General features: G+C 45.6%; 15 protein-coding genes. 5 read left to right on the top strand and 10 right to left on the bottom strand.

The genetic code is table 11. From position 1 onward, the window contains the following. Nucleotides 1–15: 15 nt before the first annotated feature. Nucleotides 16–1,458, top strand: a complete 1,443-nt coding sequence (locus tag PSE7367_RS03530) for a TldD/PmbA family protein (RefSeq protein WP_015163991.1) — start codon at nucleotides 16–18, stop codon at nucleotides 1,456–1,458. Between the two features lie 198 nt (nucleotides 1,459–1,656). On the opposite strand, the gene trmD is transcribed toward PSE7367_RS03530, so the two are convergent. From trmD to thrC, 3 genes are all read right to left on the bottom strand, one after another. Next, nucleotides 1,657–2,361, bottom strand: coding sequence for a tRNA (guanosine(37)-N1)-methyltransferase TrmD (gene trmD, locus PSE7367_RS03525; protein ID WP_015163990.1), 705 nt, complete (start codon nucleotides 2,359–2,361; stop codon nucleotides 1,657–1,659). A gap of 40 nt (nucleotides 2,362–2,401) precedes the next feature. After that, nucleotides 2,402–2,836, bottom strand: coding sequence for a hypothetical protein (locus tag PSE7367_RS03520; RefSeq protein ID WP_015163989.1), 435 nt, complete (start codon nucleotides 2,834–2,836; stop codon nucleotides 2,402–2,404). A gap of 195 nt (nucleotides 2,837–3,031) precedes the next feature. Beyond that, nucleotides 3,032–4,147: a threonine synthase gene (gene thrC, locus PSE7367_RS03515; RefSeq protein WP_015163988.1), complete on the bottom strand. Its 1,116-nt coding sequence runs from the start codon at nucleotides 4,145–4,147 to the stop codon at nucleotides 3,032–3,034. Nucleotides 4,148–4,354: 207 nt separating this feature from the next. Between thrC and PSE7367_RS20065 the strand changes: the two genes are divergently transcribed. Continuing rightward, on the top strand, nucleotides 4,355–4,978 hold the full coding sequence (locus tag PSE7367_RS20065) for a globin family protein (protein ID WP_015163987.1): 624 nt from the start codon (nucleotides 4,355–4,357) through the stop codon (nucleotides 4,976–4,978). Further along, nucleotides 4,975–5,244 (top strand): ParE family toxin-like protein, encoded by a 270-nt coding sequence (locus tag PSE7367_RS03505; RefSeq protein WP_015163986.1) that lies wholly within the window; start codon nucleotides 4,975–4,977, stop codon nucleotides 5,242–5,244. Before PSE7367_RS20065 ends, PSE7367_RS03505 begins: the two co-directional genes overlap by 4 nt. 42 nt (nucleotides 5,245–5,286) lie before the next feature. Here PSE7367_RS03505 and PSE7367_RS03500 read toward each other — a convergent pair whose 3' ends face one another. From PSE7367_RS03500 to PSE7367_RS03485, 4 genes are all read right to left on the bottom strand, one after another. Beyond that, nucleotides 5,287–6,045 (bottom strand): hypothetical protein, encoded by a 759-nt coding sequence (locus PSE7367_RS03500; protein ID WP_015163985.1) that lies wholly within the window; start codon nucleotides 6,043–6,045, stop codon nucleotides 5,287–5,289. Between the two features lie 602 nt (nucleotides 6,046–6,647). Continuing rightward, on the bottom strand, nucleotides 6,648–6,869 hold the full coding sequence (locus PSE7367_RS03495; RefSeq protein WP_015163984.1) for a Calvin cycle protein CP12: 222 nt from the start codon (nucleotides 6,867–6,869) through the stop codon (nucleotides 6,648–6,650). Between the two features lie 76 nt (nucleotides 6,870–6,945). Then, complete coding sequence (locus tag PSE7367_RS03490; protein ID WP_015163983.1) at nucleotides 6,946–7,845, bottom strand: 4-hydroxybenzoate solanesyltransferase; 900 nt, start codon at nucleotides 7,843–7,845, stop codon at nucleotides 6,946–6,948. A gap of 404 nt (nucleotides 7,846–8,249) precedes the next feature. Next, the gene (locus PSE7367_RS03485) at nucleotides 8,250–9,122 is read right to left on the bottom strand and encodes a phosphate/phosphite/phosphonate ABC transporter substrate-binding protein (RefSeq protein ID WP_015163982.1); all 873 of its coding nucleotides are present in this window, start codon (nucleotides 9,120–9,122) and stop codon (nucleotides 8,250–8,252) included. 750 nt (nucleotides 9,123–9,872) lie between these two features. On the opposite strand from PSE7367_RS03485, the gene PSE7367_RS03480 reads away from it, so the two are divergent. Continuing rightward, nucleotides 9,873–10,793: a Tll0287-like domain-containing protein gene (locus PSE7367_RS03480; RefSeq protein ID WP_015163981.1), complete on the top strand. Its 921-nt coding sequence runs from the start codon at nucleotides 9,873–9,875 to the stop codon at nucleotides 10,791–10,793. Nucleotides 10,794–10,960: 167 nt separating this feature from the next. Beyond that, entirely contained in the window at nucleotides 10,961–11,710 is a 750-nt protein-coding gene (gene radC / locus PSE7367_RS03475; protein WP_015163980.1) for a RadC family protein, read from the top strand. 109 nt (nucleotides 11,711–11,819) lie between these two features. Here the strand turns inward: radC and PSE7367_RS03470 are convergent, their stop codons facing one another. The 3 genes from PSE7367_RS03470 to psbB form a co-directional block, all read right to left on the bottom strand. Beyond that, on the bottom strand, nucleotides 11,820–12,926 hold the full coding sequence (locus PSE7367_RS03470) for a hybrid sensor histidine kinase/response regulator (RefSeq protein ID WP_015163979.1): 1,107 nt from the start codon (nucleotides 12,924–12,926) through the stop codon (nucleotides 11,820–11,822). A 415-nt stretch (nucleotides 12,927–13,341) separates the two neighbouring features. Continuing rightward, on the bottom strand, nucleotides 13,342–13,452 hold the full coding sequence (locus tag PSE7367_RS03465; RefSeq protein ID WP_015163978.1) for a photosystem II reaction center protein T: 111 nt from the start codon (nucleotides 13,450–13,452) through the stop codon (nucleotides 13,342–13,344). Between the two features lie 3 nt (nucleotides 13,453–13,455). Continuing rightward, nucleotides 13,456–14,991, bottom strand: a complete 1,536-nt coding sequence (gene psbB / locus PSE7367_RS03460; RefSeq protein ID WP_015163977.1) for a photosystem II chlorophyll-binding protein CP47 — start codon at nucleotides 14,989–14,991, stop codon at nucleotides 13,456–13,458. Between the last annotated feature and the right edge of the window lie 242 nt (nucleotides 14,992–15,233).

Genomic DNA, 15,233 nt, shown 5'->3' with positions numbered 1-15,233 from the left:
GCAAATAATTAAGGAATGGAATTAACCAAAGCACTGGCACAACTTGATCTCAATGCGGAATGGGTGGGTTTGCGGGAACTCAAAGAAACTGCCACCGCCCGCTATTTTCGTGATGCCCAGCCCCAATCAAATGGTCGCACCAGTTCCCACGGCGTGATGGTGGAAGTTTTGGCCGATGGTCAGTTTGGCTATGCCAGTACCAATCGCCTTGACCAGGGTAGTTTGCAGTTTGCCGCCGAAAAAGCCTATCAACAGGCGATCGCTGCCGCCAAATGGTCAGTCCATAAATTTACTACCGCTGCTCGTCCCAAAGCGGTCGGTCAATTTTGCTCACCATGCCAGAAGCCATTCAATTCCCTATCTACGGCTGAAATCAGCGACTTATTGGTGCAAATTTGTGAGGCGATGAAAACCACCGATCGCCATAACCAGATTGTGCGTACCAGTGCCTATGTGGTCAGTACGGAAACCGAATCACGGCTGGTGAGTTCGAGCGGTTCGGATGTCTATCAAAAATTTGGGTTGGTTAGCACTGATTACAATGCCACGGCGCAGGATGGTGATGTGATCCAAAAACGCAGTGACAATGGCTCGCTGGCCCGTAATAGTCAGGCAGGTTGGGAAGTTTTAGATCCTGAGCTAGTAATCGAAAGAGCCAGGCAAATCGGCACCCAGGCGATCGAGCTATTAACTGCCGATGAATGCCCAACCACCACCACTAATTTACTGTTGGCTGCCGATCAAATGTTGTTGCAAATCCATGAGAGTGTGGGGCATCCGCTGGAGCTCGATCGTATTTTGGGGGATGAGCGCAACTATGCTGGCAGTAGTTTTATCAAGCTGGCTGATTTTGGTCAATTGCAATATGGCTCCCCATTGATGAATATTACTTTTGATCCAACTGTGTCCGGTGAGTTTGCCAGCTATGCCTATGACGACACGGGCGCTGCCGCCGAGAAGCAATATTTAATCAAAGATGGATTATTGCTGCGGGGCTTAGGAAGCCTGGAAAGTCAGGCTCGTTCTGGTGTGGCTGGGGTTGCCAATGCGCGGGCTAATTCCTGGAATCGTCCGGCGATCGATCGGATGGCGAATATTAACCTGGAACCGGGCAATAGTTCTGTCGCTGAGATGATCGCCTCGGTTGATTACGGTGTTTATATGCAATCAAATCGCTCCTGGTCGATCGATGACTATCGCAATAAGTTTCAGTTTGGTTGTGAATATGCCCAGTTGATTGAAAATGGCCAGATTACTAAAACTCTGCGTAATCCCAACTATCGCGGCATCACCAATCAATTCTGGGGTGGACTCAAAATGGTGGGCGATCGTGACAGCTTTGCCACCTATGGCACGCCCTATTGCGGCAAGGGCGAACCCAACCAGGTGATTCGGGTGGGGCATGGTACGCCAGCTTGTTTGTTTGAGAATATTGAGGTGTTTGGCGGTAATGGCTAATTCTATTAATAATATTGGCAATTCTAAATTCTAGGGTTTTGCCAATTTGATTTTGCGTGCTTGTAGTCCAAATAAGGCAAATAAGGCAGAATATGAACTGTCTGCGAAAATCTCAAATTCCATGTAGCGACCTACTAGTCCCAGATTCTAACATCTGAGCTTTAACTAGATAGATGATTAATCTGGTTGTCTGCTACTTTACTTGGGATTTTGATCGGTGTTTTGGTAATAGGCATCGATCAAATCAGGGCGGCGATCGCTGGTTCTGTTTAATTTTTGCGCCTGCCGCCATTGCTCAATTTTGCCATGATCGCCCGATAGCAATACATCAGGCACCTGCCACCCCCTGAATTCCCTGGGGCGTGTATATTGGGGATAATCCAGCAAGCCATCTTCAAAGCTTTCCGCCTTCAGCGATTCCGCCTTGCCCACCGTCCCTGGCAGCAATCGCACCGTACCATTGATCAAAGCTAGCGCCGCAATCTCACCACAGGTCAGTACAAAATCCCCCAGCGAAACCTCACGGGTAACTAGATGATCGCAAACCCGCTCATCGATCCCCTCATAGCTGCCACAGATCAGCACCAGTTGATCTAAATTAACGAGCTGCTTAAACATATTTTGATCCATTGGCTCGCCCTGGGGCGTGAGGAAAATGATCTCGCGCTGGGGCAAAACCGGCAACGACTCTACTGCCGCAAAAATTGGTTCCGGCTTCATTAACATGCCCACGCCGCCACCATAGGGTTCATCATCGACGCGGTGGTGCTTGTCGGTGGTGAAGTCACGGGGATTAGTTAGGATTACATCCGCAATCCCATTGGCGATCGCCCTACCTAGTAAACTAGTAGACAGGGGCGAGGTAAAAAAGTCTGGGAACAGGGTAACAACGTCTATCCGCACCTATTACCCTCGCTAAGTAATTGGAATAATAACAGCAAATTTAGGAATTACTATCACCATCCTGTTGGCGAATGTTTTCCAATTCCGATCGCAAGGCTGCTAGTTGCTCAGTTAAATCTTTAATATCAGATTCTACTGATTCATCACCAGCACCGGGTCGATCGCCCACTTCATTGGCTGCCGTATCTACAGTTGCCTCACTCGCATCACCTGTTTCAGTGCTGCCAGCAGGTGCATCAGGTTTATTGATTTGATCGGAAATAAAAGAATCCACAAAATTACGTGCTTCTACTTCAGTGACTGCGCCCTTCGCAGCGAGTTCAGCCGTAAACTTGTCAATATCACTCAACATCGTTTCCACTGTCACAGTCCGCTTTTCAGGATCCTGTAACATCTCCACAAGAGAAGCAGTGGCACCAAGGCTGACATGAAAAGTCTTTTGCAGAATTGTTGCGATGTCGTCGGTTGTACTCATAAGCTTCCTGGTATTTGCCTGGTATTTAGAATATCGATTTGCTCCGAACAGGCTCACAACTCTAGCAGCCGTTCCTTACTACTTCGTATTCTAGCCAAATCCCTCGGTTTGATTGTTCAGTCTTTAGGGGGATTACCGTAAAGTAAGTGACTCAGAAAATCCAATATTCAATATCCAATATTCAATAAACTACGATTAAAAACCCATGATTTTAGCAATGCTAGCCGGATCTGGGGCTATGCCTTGATGGAAATGTTGATTTGCTCCCTTGATCGCGGCATCTGGATCTTTGAGGCCATTACCAGTTAGCACACAAACGATCGTTGCGCCGGTGGGTACTTGATCGCTAAGTTTTAGTAATCCCGCCACTGAGGCCGCACTAGCAGGCTCACAAAATACACCTTCCTCTCCCGCCAGGATTCGATAGGCATTCATGATCTCTTCGTCAGTGACGCTATTAAACGCACCGCCGCTTTCGGTTTGGACGGCGATCGCCCTGGTCCAATTAGCTGGATTGCCAATTCTAATGGCAGTGGCCACGGTTTCGGGATGTTCAACCATTTTGCCGGTGACGATCGGCGCAGAGCCTGCGGCTTGGAAACCCATCATCCGAGGCAGCTTTTGGGATTTTCCGGCTTCTTGATATTGCCTAAACCCAGTCCAATAGGCGGTAATATTACCCGCATTGCCCACTGGAATACAGAGCCAATCGGGAGCCTCGCCCAAGGCTTCAATCACTTCAAAGGCAGCGGTTTTTTGGCCTTCAATCCGGTAAGGATTAATGGAGTTAACCAGGGTAATGGGATATTGATCGGCCATCTGCCGTACCAATTCCAACGCCTTATCAAAATTGCCATCGATGGCGATCACTTCTGCGCCATAGATCAACGCTTGTCCCAATTTACCCAGGGCTATCTTGCCATCGGGAATTAACACAAATGCGCGTAGGCCACCTCGCTTGGCATAGGCTGCTGCTGCCGCTGAAGTATTGCCAGTGCTAGCACAAATTACGGTGGTGGCTCCAGCTTCTTTGGCTTTGGAGATCGCCATGGTCATGCCCCGATCCTTGAAGCTGCCGGTGGGGTTAAGACCATCATATTTCACATATACCTTGACATCTCGCCCCACCCGATCGCTGATCGCTGGCACCGGAATTAGCGGCGTGTTGCCCTCATGGAGTGTCACTACCGGGGTCTGGTCAGAGACGGGTAAATACTTTGCATATTTACGAATTAGTCCTGGCCAACCTTGAAATGTTGTATTCGTTGAATTTAAAGCGAAATGGGTTGAAAGCACGTCTGTTAATACCACCTTTACCACCTAATTTTAGCGCCTTACGCCAACAATCTGACGTTTGTGCATTCTATGCTAAAGATTTAAGGCTTAACAGCGTATATACAAATTTATTTATATATCAGCTTGGGTTTGAAACCTGCCAATCTTTATATCTTTGCGATTAAAATGCTTAAGTTTGGATCAGCGATAATAAGATAAGCAAGGAAGTTTAACTTAACAACTATGGACGTTTTGACCCGAAGTATTACTGCTGCAAAAGAGCAGAATAGATTTCTGAATGAATCAGAAATAAAACGTGCCTATGAGCTTAGCCAAACGGCAAATGCTCGCCTTGATGCGGTAAAGTCTCTTTCTACAAGCAGTGATCTAATTCTTCGACTCGCAATTGATCAGATTGCTGGTGAAAGTGTACATACCAATATAGAAACAAATTTATGCTTGGATGACGGTGAGAGTATTCTGCAATATGTCACCTACTCTCTACTGTCTGGCAGCGCCTCAATACTTGAAGAACATTATCTGGATCGATTCATTGAGAAATATCTGGATCTAGGAGTTTCGGTTGATCAGCTCCGCAACGCGATCGGCACGATCAGAGATGTTGTCGTTGATTTGCTTAATCACCATGTTCCCCAAGTTAATGAAAAGACCAACCAAGGCGATCACCCCACCCTAGTGGCTGAGATAATAGATTATTTTGAGTTAATCATTGATGAATTTACCTGGGAAAGTAAATTTGCCAATACAACTGATGAACAGTGGGATCGTATGCTGGAGGCAGGAAGGCGAGATATTGCAATCAACGGAACTGTGCCGCTAGAAGAAGTTTTTCCACCTGGCAAATGAAATCTAGAACAAACCAGGCTTTCCGTGATCTCCTTGCTCAACTTCCTAAACCAGTTCAAGATCTTGCTCGAAAAAACTATCTACTCTGGCAAAAGGATCCTCGCCATAAAAGTCTTAGGTTTAAGCAAGTTCATAAAGAAAAACAAATTTATTCTATTCGGATCGGTCGCAAATTTCGCGCTTTGGGAGAATTAGGATCGGATGGCATATCTTGGTATTGGATTGGTTCACATGAGCAATACGATCAGGAAATTAGAAAATTATAATTTTAGACAGTTCACTCACAGACATAGACTTTGGGCAAAAGGCTAAAACAAGTTAAATCTTTTTAAATGCTTGGCGATCGCCCCTGGTAATTGCTTCACCAGATCTTTCTTATCTTTTACAATCAATCGTTGATGCATGGGCAAATCAAACGGAAACGGACTACCCTGATCGCCAAGCTGGATCAACATAATTTGTTCATGGCTCTTTGCTTGCAGGGCATAACCCACCTCCACACAGACCATTGGGCTCAGCAGCGGTAAGGAGGGCTCTGCAGCGGTATAGGCGATCGGTGTGGTGTCGGCAATATAGAGCAAACTACGCTTAAGGCGCGACATCAGCGAGCTTTTGAGTTTAATTGGTTCATCACTAAGGCGAAACGATTGTTCTAGCTTGAGTGGGATCCGTGATTTTTGATTAATGCCATCCATCACCTGCTCCAGGGCTTCGCGGATCACCTCACTGGAGCCAGGCTGCTCTAGTTGATAGCTAAAGAAGAGGGTTGGATCTAGGCTAGAGAGAATATCGCGCTTGGTGAAATAGATCTCATGGCTGATCAGGTCAATGTTGGCAATTACATAACTACCGCTACCTTCGATATAAAATTCGATCGCCTCGCCTGCCAAATAACGCTGAAACCACTCCGTCTTGCTCACCACATTGCTTTCATCCAAAAAATCTGCTCGCAAAGCTGACTTCAGCAGGCTGTTTTTGGCCAAGCGTAGATCATAGGGGCGTTGGATCAGGGCAGAGAGTGGCTCGTATTCTGGGACATACCAGGCTTTTAGGACAATTATCGCCATATTCTCTTACCCCTCCTAACCAATTTATTTTTAAGTCTAGTGCTAAATCTAGTGGCAGGTTCGATCGCCTATGACAACTAGATTTATGCATTATTATGCAAGCACAGCTAATCCGCAAGCTATATTATTGTACATCAATCAATGCCTGTTTGCGAATTAAAAATTGGCCATAAAATCGAAAAGCCACCCCGATTATAGGGTGACTCTTCATGATGAATGCCAGAAATCTTCAGTTTAGATCTATCGGTTTGAGTTGGCAAAGCAGCCTAGAAATAACTAGGTGTAACCTGTGTCAATTAACCTATATCAGTCAATAAACTTGAAAAAACTATGCTGTTTGAAAATTACCTAGAAGATTGAATTCCTGGTTAGTCATTAAGAGCTAATCAGTTATTTAATCAGTTATTAAGATGAACTTACTGTCAGCCAAGGTGACAAAGTCGATCGCTACCTGAAATTAAGGCTATACAACTAATAAGCGGGAGCTAGACTTCACACTTAACTTGTATATATAAATCCTTAACCTAGAGTTACCTAATAGCCTAATAATACAGCCTAATAATCCCTAATAATTCAGACATAATCTACTAACTAGTTGAAAACTAGTCATCATACACACGGCACTCGGCAGCATCGGGATTATCGTCGCAGAATTGCTCAAGAGAATTCTTGGGCTTTTCTTCACGTTGGTGAGAGGCTTCAGCTTGAAGCTCTTCCACGGCATCCCAGGCGGCTGCACATTCTTTAGAATCAGCACCAGTGGTATCACAGGCTTCCCTGGCGCTTTCGAGTTCTTCTTGGATTTTGTTTTGGATGTTGCTCATGGATATAACAAATCACGCTATTAGCTATGCTAGCAGATATACCTAATCAAACAAGTGCTTCTATGGTCGGAAAACCTTACCATATTCTTAAGTTTAGCAAGTAGGCACTCAGCATACCAGCCAGCAGAATAAAGCCAATCCAGACATTTTGACCAAAGATTTGTTGATAGGTGCGGCTATGAATTTCTGGCTCAGTTAGTTTGGCATATTGCCAGCCCCAAACAGCGGTGGCGATCGCACAGGCCACATAGAAGCCAACGCCCAGGTGCATTTGCCAACCCACCGCAATCAATAATATGGCAGTAATTGCAAAGAAGGTGGCGATCGCTAGTTGCACATAATCCCCGAAAAAAATAGCACTGGATTTAACCCCAATCCGCAGATCATCGGGGCGATCGCTGAGGGCATAGACTGTATCAAAACCCATTGTCCAGGATAGCGTAGCTCCCCACAGCAGCCAGGTATTGGTGCTAATTGTGCCCGTAGAAGCGGCCCAGGGAATTAGTACGGCAAACCCCCATGCGATTGATAAAACCAATTGGGGCACGGGGAAAAACCGCTTGCAGGCTGGATAAATGGCGATCACTGGCACGGCAGCCACACACAGCCAGAAACCTAACCAGTTCAAGTAAGTGGCTAGAAACAATCCACACAAAGCCGCAATCACCAGCACTACCACGGCCACAGTAATAGAGAGTGATTGGGCTGCTAATGGCCTGGTCAGAGTACGTTCTACCTGGGAATCAAGGTCTCGATCCCATAGATCATTGATCACGCAGCCCGCGCCGCTGGTGGCCAATGTCCCAGTTACAACTACTAGTAATAAATCTAAGGGGGGAAACTGCTCTTGGGCGATCGCTGCCAGCACCAGCGCCCACAGACCTGGCACCATTAGAATCAATCTGCCAGCCGGCTTATTCCAACGCAGTAAACGAATAATCTTTTCAAAATTAGACTCGGTTTCAATAACGGTCATAACCCACTAGGTTGATCTAAATTCAATATTGATATTTTTTAGGATTGATATTTATGCTGATTTTTGGTGATGCCCAATTCAAGTTGCAGCCTGAAATATTAAGTTAAAATTGGTGCGACTAATCGACCAGGTTAAAAATTAGAGCAGAAACTGAGGTAAAGTATCGATCGCGTAGCTACCCACCATCTGCTTGTCGAACTAATCCCTATTACTAGCTTAGCCTCATATTGAAGAAGGCTGGGGAGCAGAAATATTGAGCCAAATCCGAGTTAAATTAAATTAGGCTAAAATCGATCGCGCCGCTTTTGATAAAACGTAGCCTTTGATACCAGATATGCCTACATTTCAACTTTAGCCCTAAATAGCAGGCAAAGACAGTTTTTTTCTTGATTGCTCATTAAGGCTTAGACCTGTCCTTCTTTCTCTTCATATAGGGGAGCTGGTTGCTGGCGAATGCGGGTTACGATCGGCTGGACTCGTTTGACCACCTCAATCAAAAAGTCATAGTTGGCGGCTGACGAATTAGCAATATAACCAGCTTCGGAAATGATCGCTGGCGGGGCGGCTTGCATCGCGCGTTCAATTTCGACCTGACGATTGCGATCGACATCAGGCCCAATCAACACGGCACCGGGAGGGATCGTTTGGGCACTGGTATGCAAAATCCGAAAGCGCTGCGCGTCAAACTTACTCTTTTGCTGCTCAAATTCTTCCTTGGACAGGGCTCCTGCTGCTGCTTGACCCCGATCAACCAAGTCTAAAATTGCCTGGGGCGTAGAGCCAAATACTACTTCCTTCAGGGTAAGCCCATAGAGATCATAGATTGGTAAATAGTAGCCAGTGGCCGAACCCCGTTGCCCCAGCGCTACCACTTCACCATTGAGATCGCCCAATTGCTCATAGGGGCTGTCATTGAGCACCACTAACAAAGATCGCAGATTAACTGCTCCCTCCATTGCAAACAGCGGGATGTATTGTGCGTCGGCGATCGCCAAAGCTGCCAAACCAGGCGGGGCAAACACCAAAGACCACAGCCGCCGTTGGATTTGCTCTAGGGCTTTAACTTCATTCAGGGCTGGTTCTAGCTCAATGATGCTTTTGAGTTGTCCTTCTAAATATTCCTTGAACCGGGTGTATTGATCCAGCGATCGCGCCCCTTCGCCATAGCTAACTACCCCAATACTAAACTTATCGGGGATGTATACGTCTTGGCCACTACAGGCTGCGCTCAGGAGTAGCCCTAATTGCAAATAGAGTAATCTTCTTCTAGAAAGCATACTGGCAGGTATCAGATCAGGTGATTAAGAGGTAATTAAAGGGAATAGTTAAACTAACCTGAGTTCGACGGCTCTTTGTCCCCCCTAGCTTGTCGTGGCTAGAAATCACCTAAAAACCCCATAGTTTCGTTAAGGTAACTATATATTTTGATGCGATCGAGATGAAACCTTTTGTTAGTTAATTTTATATTTGTAATCTGGATTACCAGACTTAGGGTTAGACCTGACAGATGAAATCATATTTTTTGGCGATCAGGGCGAGGCTGACGCATGATGCCTTTGCGGCTAAAAAGCTCTGCTTCTATCATTTAGATAAAGGGCACTAGATCAGGGAGGCTAAATAGCGATCGTTAATTGTATTAATCATTATTAACCATGTCGAGCTATGCCAATCTATGCCAATCCATGCCAATCCATTAAGAAGCTGTAAATAAAGTAGCTACATCAGTTATTGGGTATACATTATTAAAGCAGATGCAAAAAACTATGCAGAGATAATCACATAATCTAAAATTCATCAGATTGAGCCAGGCCAGGTAATCATAATTTCAAGTCCAATATTCGACCACCAAGATTATGATTGGTGCTTGCTCGATCGATAAGAGCTTCTACCTTAATTTCAATCCCCCATAACTTTAACTTTGGTTGAGTGATGATTTTCGGTTTCGCGGTCTAATCAACGATTATGTTTGATGCTCTACAACTTCAGTTGCATGGCATAAAATACTTAAAGTTTGGCAAAAGCAAAAAATGCTAAAAAATCTCAGGCTAGGTTCAAAATTCAATTTGCTGCTGATTGGTGTGTTTTTGATCGGCATTTTGCTCAGCGGCACCGCTTTGTCTGTCATTCTCAGTCGCAATGCTGCTGATCAGATCTCCCTCAAGGCTTCGATCTTGATTCAAACCATGAATGCGGTGCGCCAATATACCAACGATCAGGTTAATCCAGAGCTAGCGCCAAGATTGGAAGTAGAAGACGATTTTTTGCCGGAAACCGTGCCAGGGTATTCAGCCAGAGAGGTGTTTGAGTATTTCCGCAGCGATCCGGAATATCGAGATTTTTTCTATAAGGAAGCAACTTTAAATCCTACTAATCTGCGGGATAAAGCTGACCCATTTGAAACTGAGCTGGTAAATAGTTTCCGTGAAAATGACAGCCTGAAAGAGTTAAGGGGTAACCGATCGCTACCTAGTGGCAATTTGTACTACATTGCCCGCCCCATTAAAATTGTCCAAGAAACCTGTTTGCGCTGCCATAGTACGCCGGAAGCTGCCCCAGCCAGCCAGATTGCTACCTATGGCGATCAAAATGGCTTTGGTTGGCAACTGAATGAAATTGTCGGTGCCCAGATCATTTCTGTGCCAGCGGCAGAAATTTTTAAAACTGCTCAAAATGTGTTGTTTCTAGTGCTGCTAACTGTTTGTATTGTGTTTGCCATCATTATCTTGGCCATTAATATCATGTTGCGGAAGGCCGTAATTAGTCCCCTCAATCGCATGGCGGCAGTGGCTCAGGATGTCAGCACTGGCAAAATGGATTCTAAGTTCCAGCAGGATTCCCATGACGAGATTGGGGTTTTGGCGGCAGCGTTTGAGCGCATGAAGCTAAGCCTGGTGATGGCAATGGAGATGCTTAATAGTGGGGGCGATCGCCAGGATCGACAGAACTAATCACTGAATTAGTTAAAACTACGCTGAACTAGTTCGATCGCCATCACCACAATGACAGCTCATCTTAATATTTAATGAGTTAAACCCATTGATAATCCTAGAAAACCGATTTTAAATATTATTTGTATGATATATTAACGAAGTAGATATAATTTATTTGCTTTGCTATGACCTACTCATTGCGGATCGCCGATATGAGTGAAAGTGAACGCCCCAGGGAGCGCTTGCTCAATCATGGCGTGAAGCAGCTTGCCAGTGCGGAATTGTTAGCGATCTTGCTAGGCACAGGGCAAGGTGCAGGAAAACTCTCGGCAGTGGGTTTAGGGCAATTGATCCTGCAAACGATCGGTGCGGGCTATGATGATCCGGTTGCCAGCTTACAAGCAGTTACGGTTCAGGAATTAATGGCGATCCCAGGCGTTGGCCCTGCTAAGGCAACCGCAATTTTGGCGGCGATCGAATTGGGTAATCGGGCTTTTTTTGCCAAACCACCGGAACGCGCTGAAATCACCGATCCTTCGATCGCAGCGGCGGCACTCAGTCAAGAATTAATGTGGCAGGAGCAAGAAAAGCTGGCAATTTTAATGCTGGATGGTCGGAATCGGATTATTACCAAACAAGTCTTGACGATCGGCACTGCCACTGAGACTCTAGCTCATCCCCGCGATATTTTCAAAGCGGCATTAAAAGGTGGTGCAGTTAAGCTGATCGTGGCTCATAATCATCCTTCCGGCAACACCGAGCCCAGTGCCGAAGATATTCAACTCACCGGGCAATTATTAGAGGCAGGGGCCGTACTGGGAATGCCTTTATTAGACCATCTGATCCTTGGCAATGGCAGTTTTACTAGTATGCATGAGGCAACCACGGTCTGGCAAAAGTTTGCGGCGAGGAACCCCTGTCCTGCTTCACCTTAATCTATATATCATTAATGGTTTAAATCATTGACTGGCAAAGGCTATGGCGCTGAAATGATCATAGCTCTTAAGTGATTTGATATTTGCTATTAGCTAACTTTTGATTCAACTAATCTTTATCCACAAATAGCGGTAATTTAACTTGCACCGTAGTTTTTTGATCAGGGGTACTGTTGAGGGTTAAGCTGCCGCCATATAGCTCACTTAGCCGCCGAGCAATCGCCAAGCCCAAACCGGAACCCTGTTGTTCATAAAGCTTGCGCTCAAATTGCATATATGCACCTACCTGTTGAATTTGCGCCACGGTCATTCCTCGACCACGATCGCTAATCTCTAGCCAGTAGAAACCATCCTTTGTTTCGCCCAGAACCTCGATTGGGCTGCCAGTCTCAGAATATTTCAGTGCATTATCAACCAACTCTTCGACAATCTTGCTCAATTTAGCTGGCGGCATCATAAGAGGTGCTTCATTTATTTGCAGCCTTAAATCAGAATTACGGCCATATTCTGCTGCTTTTTTACCAGCTATTTCTAAAATTACGTCAGTTCCATAGGTGGCGGCGATCGCTTGCTCCTGTTCTATGCCATCATTCCCATTTGTAGCGGCTAATTCTAGTTCAGCATAGAGTAGGAAATTTTGGATCACACGATATAGTAGCTGGGCAGAATCCTTAATGTTTTGGACAATCATGATTAAATCAGGCTGCTGCTCTGAATTCAGTGCTTCCAGCAACATTTCCGAGAAACCCATAATGCCATTTAAGGGGGTACGCAATTCATGGGGCAATGACATAGAAATGCTATTTCGCAGCGCATCAAGCTCGGTCTTTGCCTTGGTATTAATAACCGCTTGCTTAGCCAACCTGGTATTAATTGCCGAAAGCAATTCTGCGGTGGCGAAGGGCTTAGTAATGTAGTCATCAGCACCAAGCTCCATGCCTTGACGCAGATCGCCCTTGTCTGATTTGGCCGTTAAAAAGATAAAAGGGATTACCGCCGTAAGATCTTCCTGGCGTATAGCTTTAAGAGTGTCAAACCCATCGAGCCCAGGCATCATTACATCACAGACAATCAAATCTGGCAAATGTTCACGGGCTAGTTCTACACCTAATGTGCCATTATCCGCACCAATCACCTCAAAGTCTTCACAGGCAAGCGTCTCCATGATTTCCTCACGGAGCGATTCCATGTCTTCAATTACCAGTACTTTAACCATGCTCAAAAGCAAATCTTGCTAGCATTCAACGCTAATGATTAGTTGGCTCAACCCGATCGACTAGGGCATAAACATAAAAATAAATAATAGCCTGAATTCGCCCAGGTTTTACATTCTTCAAAGAAATGGCTGTAAAAGGTTCCTGGGTAACTTAATTAGAGCGACTTAGACCTGAAGTGGAATCACAAAGATCTAGTTGCAAATAGCTAGATGAAAGCCAGATTAACTTGCTCAAACCTAAATTTAGGCAGAGGAATCAGCCTGTGCAAACGTTTTAAACCAATGACTTACACCAATGATTTACAGGTGATCTGGCAAAATATCTACAAATTAAAGCCAAATAATTAACTCCCGCAGCAAAATCGATCGCCACGGGAGCCATTAGCTTAGATGCAGTAATTAGCAACTAGTCAGCTTACTTCTTGTCGTCTTTAGAAACAATTTTAGGTGGTTCCCTAAAGAAGATTGCAAAGAAGAAGAGACCAATGATGCCAGCGAAAATTAACACATACGTGATCGTTTCCATAATCTATGCCTCAACTGGTTTTTGACGGGTAGACTTGTCACCAACTTTCTGGAATGCACCCCATTCAACTTGATCTTCATCCAGTTCAGGGTCAATCCCAGCAAACACATCACGGAACAAGGTCCGAGAACCATGCCAGATATGGCCAAAGAAGAAGAACAAGGCAAAACAGGCATGACCAAAGGTAAACCAACCACGCGGACTGGTACGGAACACACCGTCAGACTCTAGAGTTTCTTGATCGAACTCGAAGATTTCACCCAACTGAGCTTGACGTGCCAACTTCTTGACGGTTGGAGCATCGGAGAAGGTTTGGCCGCCCAATGCACCGCCATATACGGTAGCAGTTACACCAACTTGCTCAAAACTATACTTCGATTCTGCCCGCCGGAATGGAATATCAGCGCGGATAATACCTTCGCTGTCCTTGAGAATTACGGGGAAAGTTTCAAAGAAGTTAGGCATCCGCTGCACGCTTAGTTCACGGCCTTCGGAGTCAATGAAAACTGGGTGACCTAGCCATGATTCAGCGATCCCATCGCCTTTGTCCATTGGGCCGCCTCTAAACAGACCACCCTTGGCAGGACTATTACCGATGTAATCATAGAATGCCAATTTATCCGGAATAGTTTCCCAGGCTTCTTCGCGGCTGAGTCCATCGTTAATGCCAGCTTGGACCCTAGATTCGATTTCTTGTTGGAAATAACCACCATCCCATTGATAGCGGGTTGGCCCAAACAATTCGATCGGCGTAGTTGCCGCGCCATACCACATAGTACCTGCTACCACAAAGGCAGCAAAGAAGACTGCAGCAATACTACTAGATAGTACCGTCTCGATATTACCCATTCTCAGTGCCTTATAGAGGCGTTCTGGTGGGCGCACGGTCAGGTGGAACAGGCCAGCGATAATCCCGACAATCCCGGCGGCAATATGGTGCGCTACCACACCACCGGCATTAAATGGATTAAAGCCATCGGGTCCCCATTCTGGTGCTACTGCTTGGACATGGCCAGTAACGCCATAGGGATCAGAAACCCACATCCCAGGGCCAAATAGACCGGTGAGGTGGAATGCGCCAAAGCCGAAGCAAAGAACGCCAGACAAGAATAAATGAATGCCAAACATTTTTGGTAGATCCAAGGCTGGTTCGCCAGTACGAGGATCTCTAAACAGTTCTAGATCCCAGTTAACCCAGTGCCAGCAGGCAGCCAGGAACAGGAGTCCAGACAGAACAATATGAGCTACGGCAATGCCTTCGAAAGTCCAGAAACCTGGATCGGCGACAGTTTCGCCGGTGATGCTCCAACCACCCCAGGACTGGGTCACACCCAAGCGAGACATAAATGGCATAACAAACATGCCCTGTCGCCACATTGGGTTTAAAACTGGATCACTTGGATCAAAAGTTGCGGTTTCATATAACGCCATTGAGCCGGCCCAGCCAGCTACTAAAGCAGTATGCATTAGGTGTGATGCTATAAGCCTACCTGGATCATTGAGTAGGACTGTATGCACTCGATACCAGGGTAATCCCATTTGAGTTGCTTCCCTCTATCTACAAATCTTTATGATTCTTTATATTAACAGTTCGATCGCCTAGTCGCTTTTATGCCCATTAGTGGGCAACGAGGTTGGCGTTTACGTTTATTTGTTTAATTATTGTAAACTAACATTTCTATCTTGCAAGGTTATGAATTTAACTTAAAATCCCTCGCAAGGTTATTTTTTGTAGTTCTAATGCTATGTATTTTACTTGGCTGAGGTCAGGTTTGGCGAAT

The sequence above is a fragment of the Pseudanabaena sp. PCC 7367 genome (genome assembly GCF_000317065.1).
GTDB classification, from domain to species: Bacteria; Cyanobacteriota; Cyanobacteriia; order Pseudanabaenales; family Pseudanabaenaceae; genus Thalassoporum; species Thalassoporum mexicanum.
This window is presented reverse-complemented; position numbering and strand designations above follow the sequence as displayed.

Excerpts from the sequence above, each read along its gene's own strand:
- PSE7367_RS03530 (WP_015163991.1), top strand. The coding sequence starts at position 16 with ATGGAATTAACCAAAGCACTGGCACAACTTGATCTCAATGCGGAATGG.
- PSE7367_RS03520 (WP_015163989.1), bottom strand. The coding sequence starts at position 2,836 with ATGAGTACAACCGACGACATCGCAACAATTCTGCAAAAGACTTTTCAT.
- PSE7367_RS20065 (WP_015163987.1), top strand. The coding sequence starts at position 4,355 with ATGGACGTTTTGACCCGAAGTATTACTGCTGCAAAAGAGCAGAATAGA.
- PSE7367_RS03505 (WP_015163986.1), top strand. The coding sequence starts at position 4,975 with ATGAAATCTAGAACAAACCAGGCTTTCCGTGATCTCCTTGCTCAACTT.
- PSE7367_RS03500 (WP_015163985.1), bottom strand. The coding sequence starts at position 6,045 with ATGGCGATAATTGTCCTAAAAGCCTGGTATGTCCCAGAATACGAGCCA.
- PSE7367_RS03495 (WP_015163984.1), bottom strand. The coding sequence starts at position 6,869 with ATGAGCAACATCCAAAACAAAATCCAAGAAGAACTCGAAAGCGCCAGG.
- PSE7367_RS03490 (WP_015163983.1), bottom strand. The coding sequence starts at position 7,845 with ATGACCGTTATTGAAACCGAGTCTAATTTTGAAAAGATTATTCGTTTA.
- PSE7367_RS03485 (WP_015163982.1), bottom strand. The coding sequence starts at position 9,122 with ATGCTTTCTAGAAGAAGATTACTCTATTTGCAATTAGGGCTACTCCTG.
- PSE7367_RS03480 (WP_015163981.1), top strand. The coding sequence starts at position 9,873 with ATGCTAAAAAATCTCAGGCTAGGTTCAAAATTCAATTTGCTGCTGATT.
- radC (WP_015163980.1), top strand. The coding sequence starts at position 10,961 with ATGACCTACTCATTGCGGATCGCCGATATGAGTGAAAGTGAACGCCCC.
- PSE7367_RS03470 (WP_015163979.1), bottom strand. The coding sequence starts at position 12,926 with ATGGTTAAAGTACTGGTAATTGAAGACATGGAATCGCTCCGTGAGGAA.
- PSE7367_RS03465 (WP_015163978.1), bottom strand. The coding sequence starts at position 13,452 with ATGGAAACGATCACGTATGTGTTAATTTTCGCTGGCATCATTGGTCTC.
- psbB (WP_015163977.1), bottom strand. The coding sequence starts at position 14,991 with ATGGGATTACCCTGGTATCGAGTGCATACAGTCCTACTCAATGATCCA.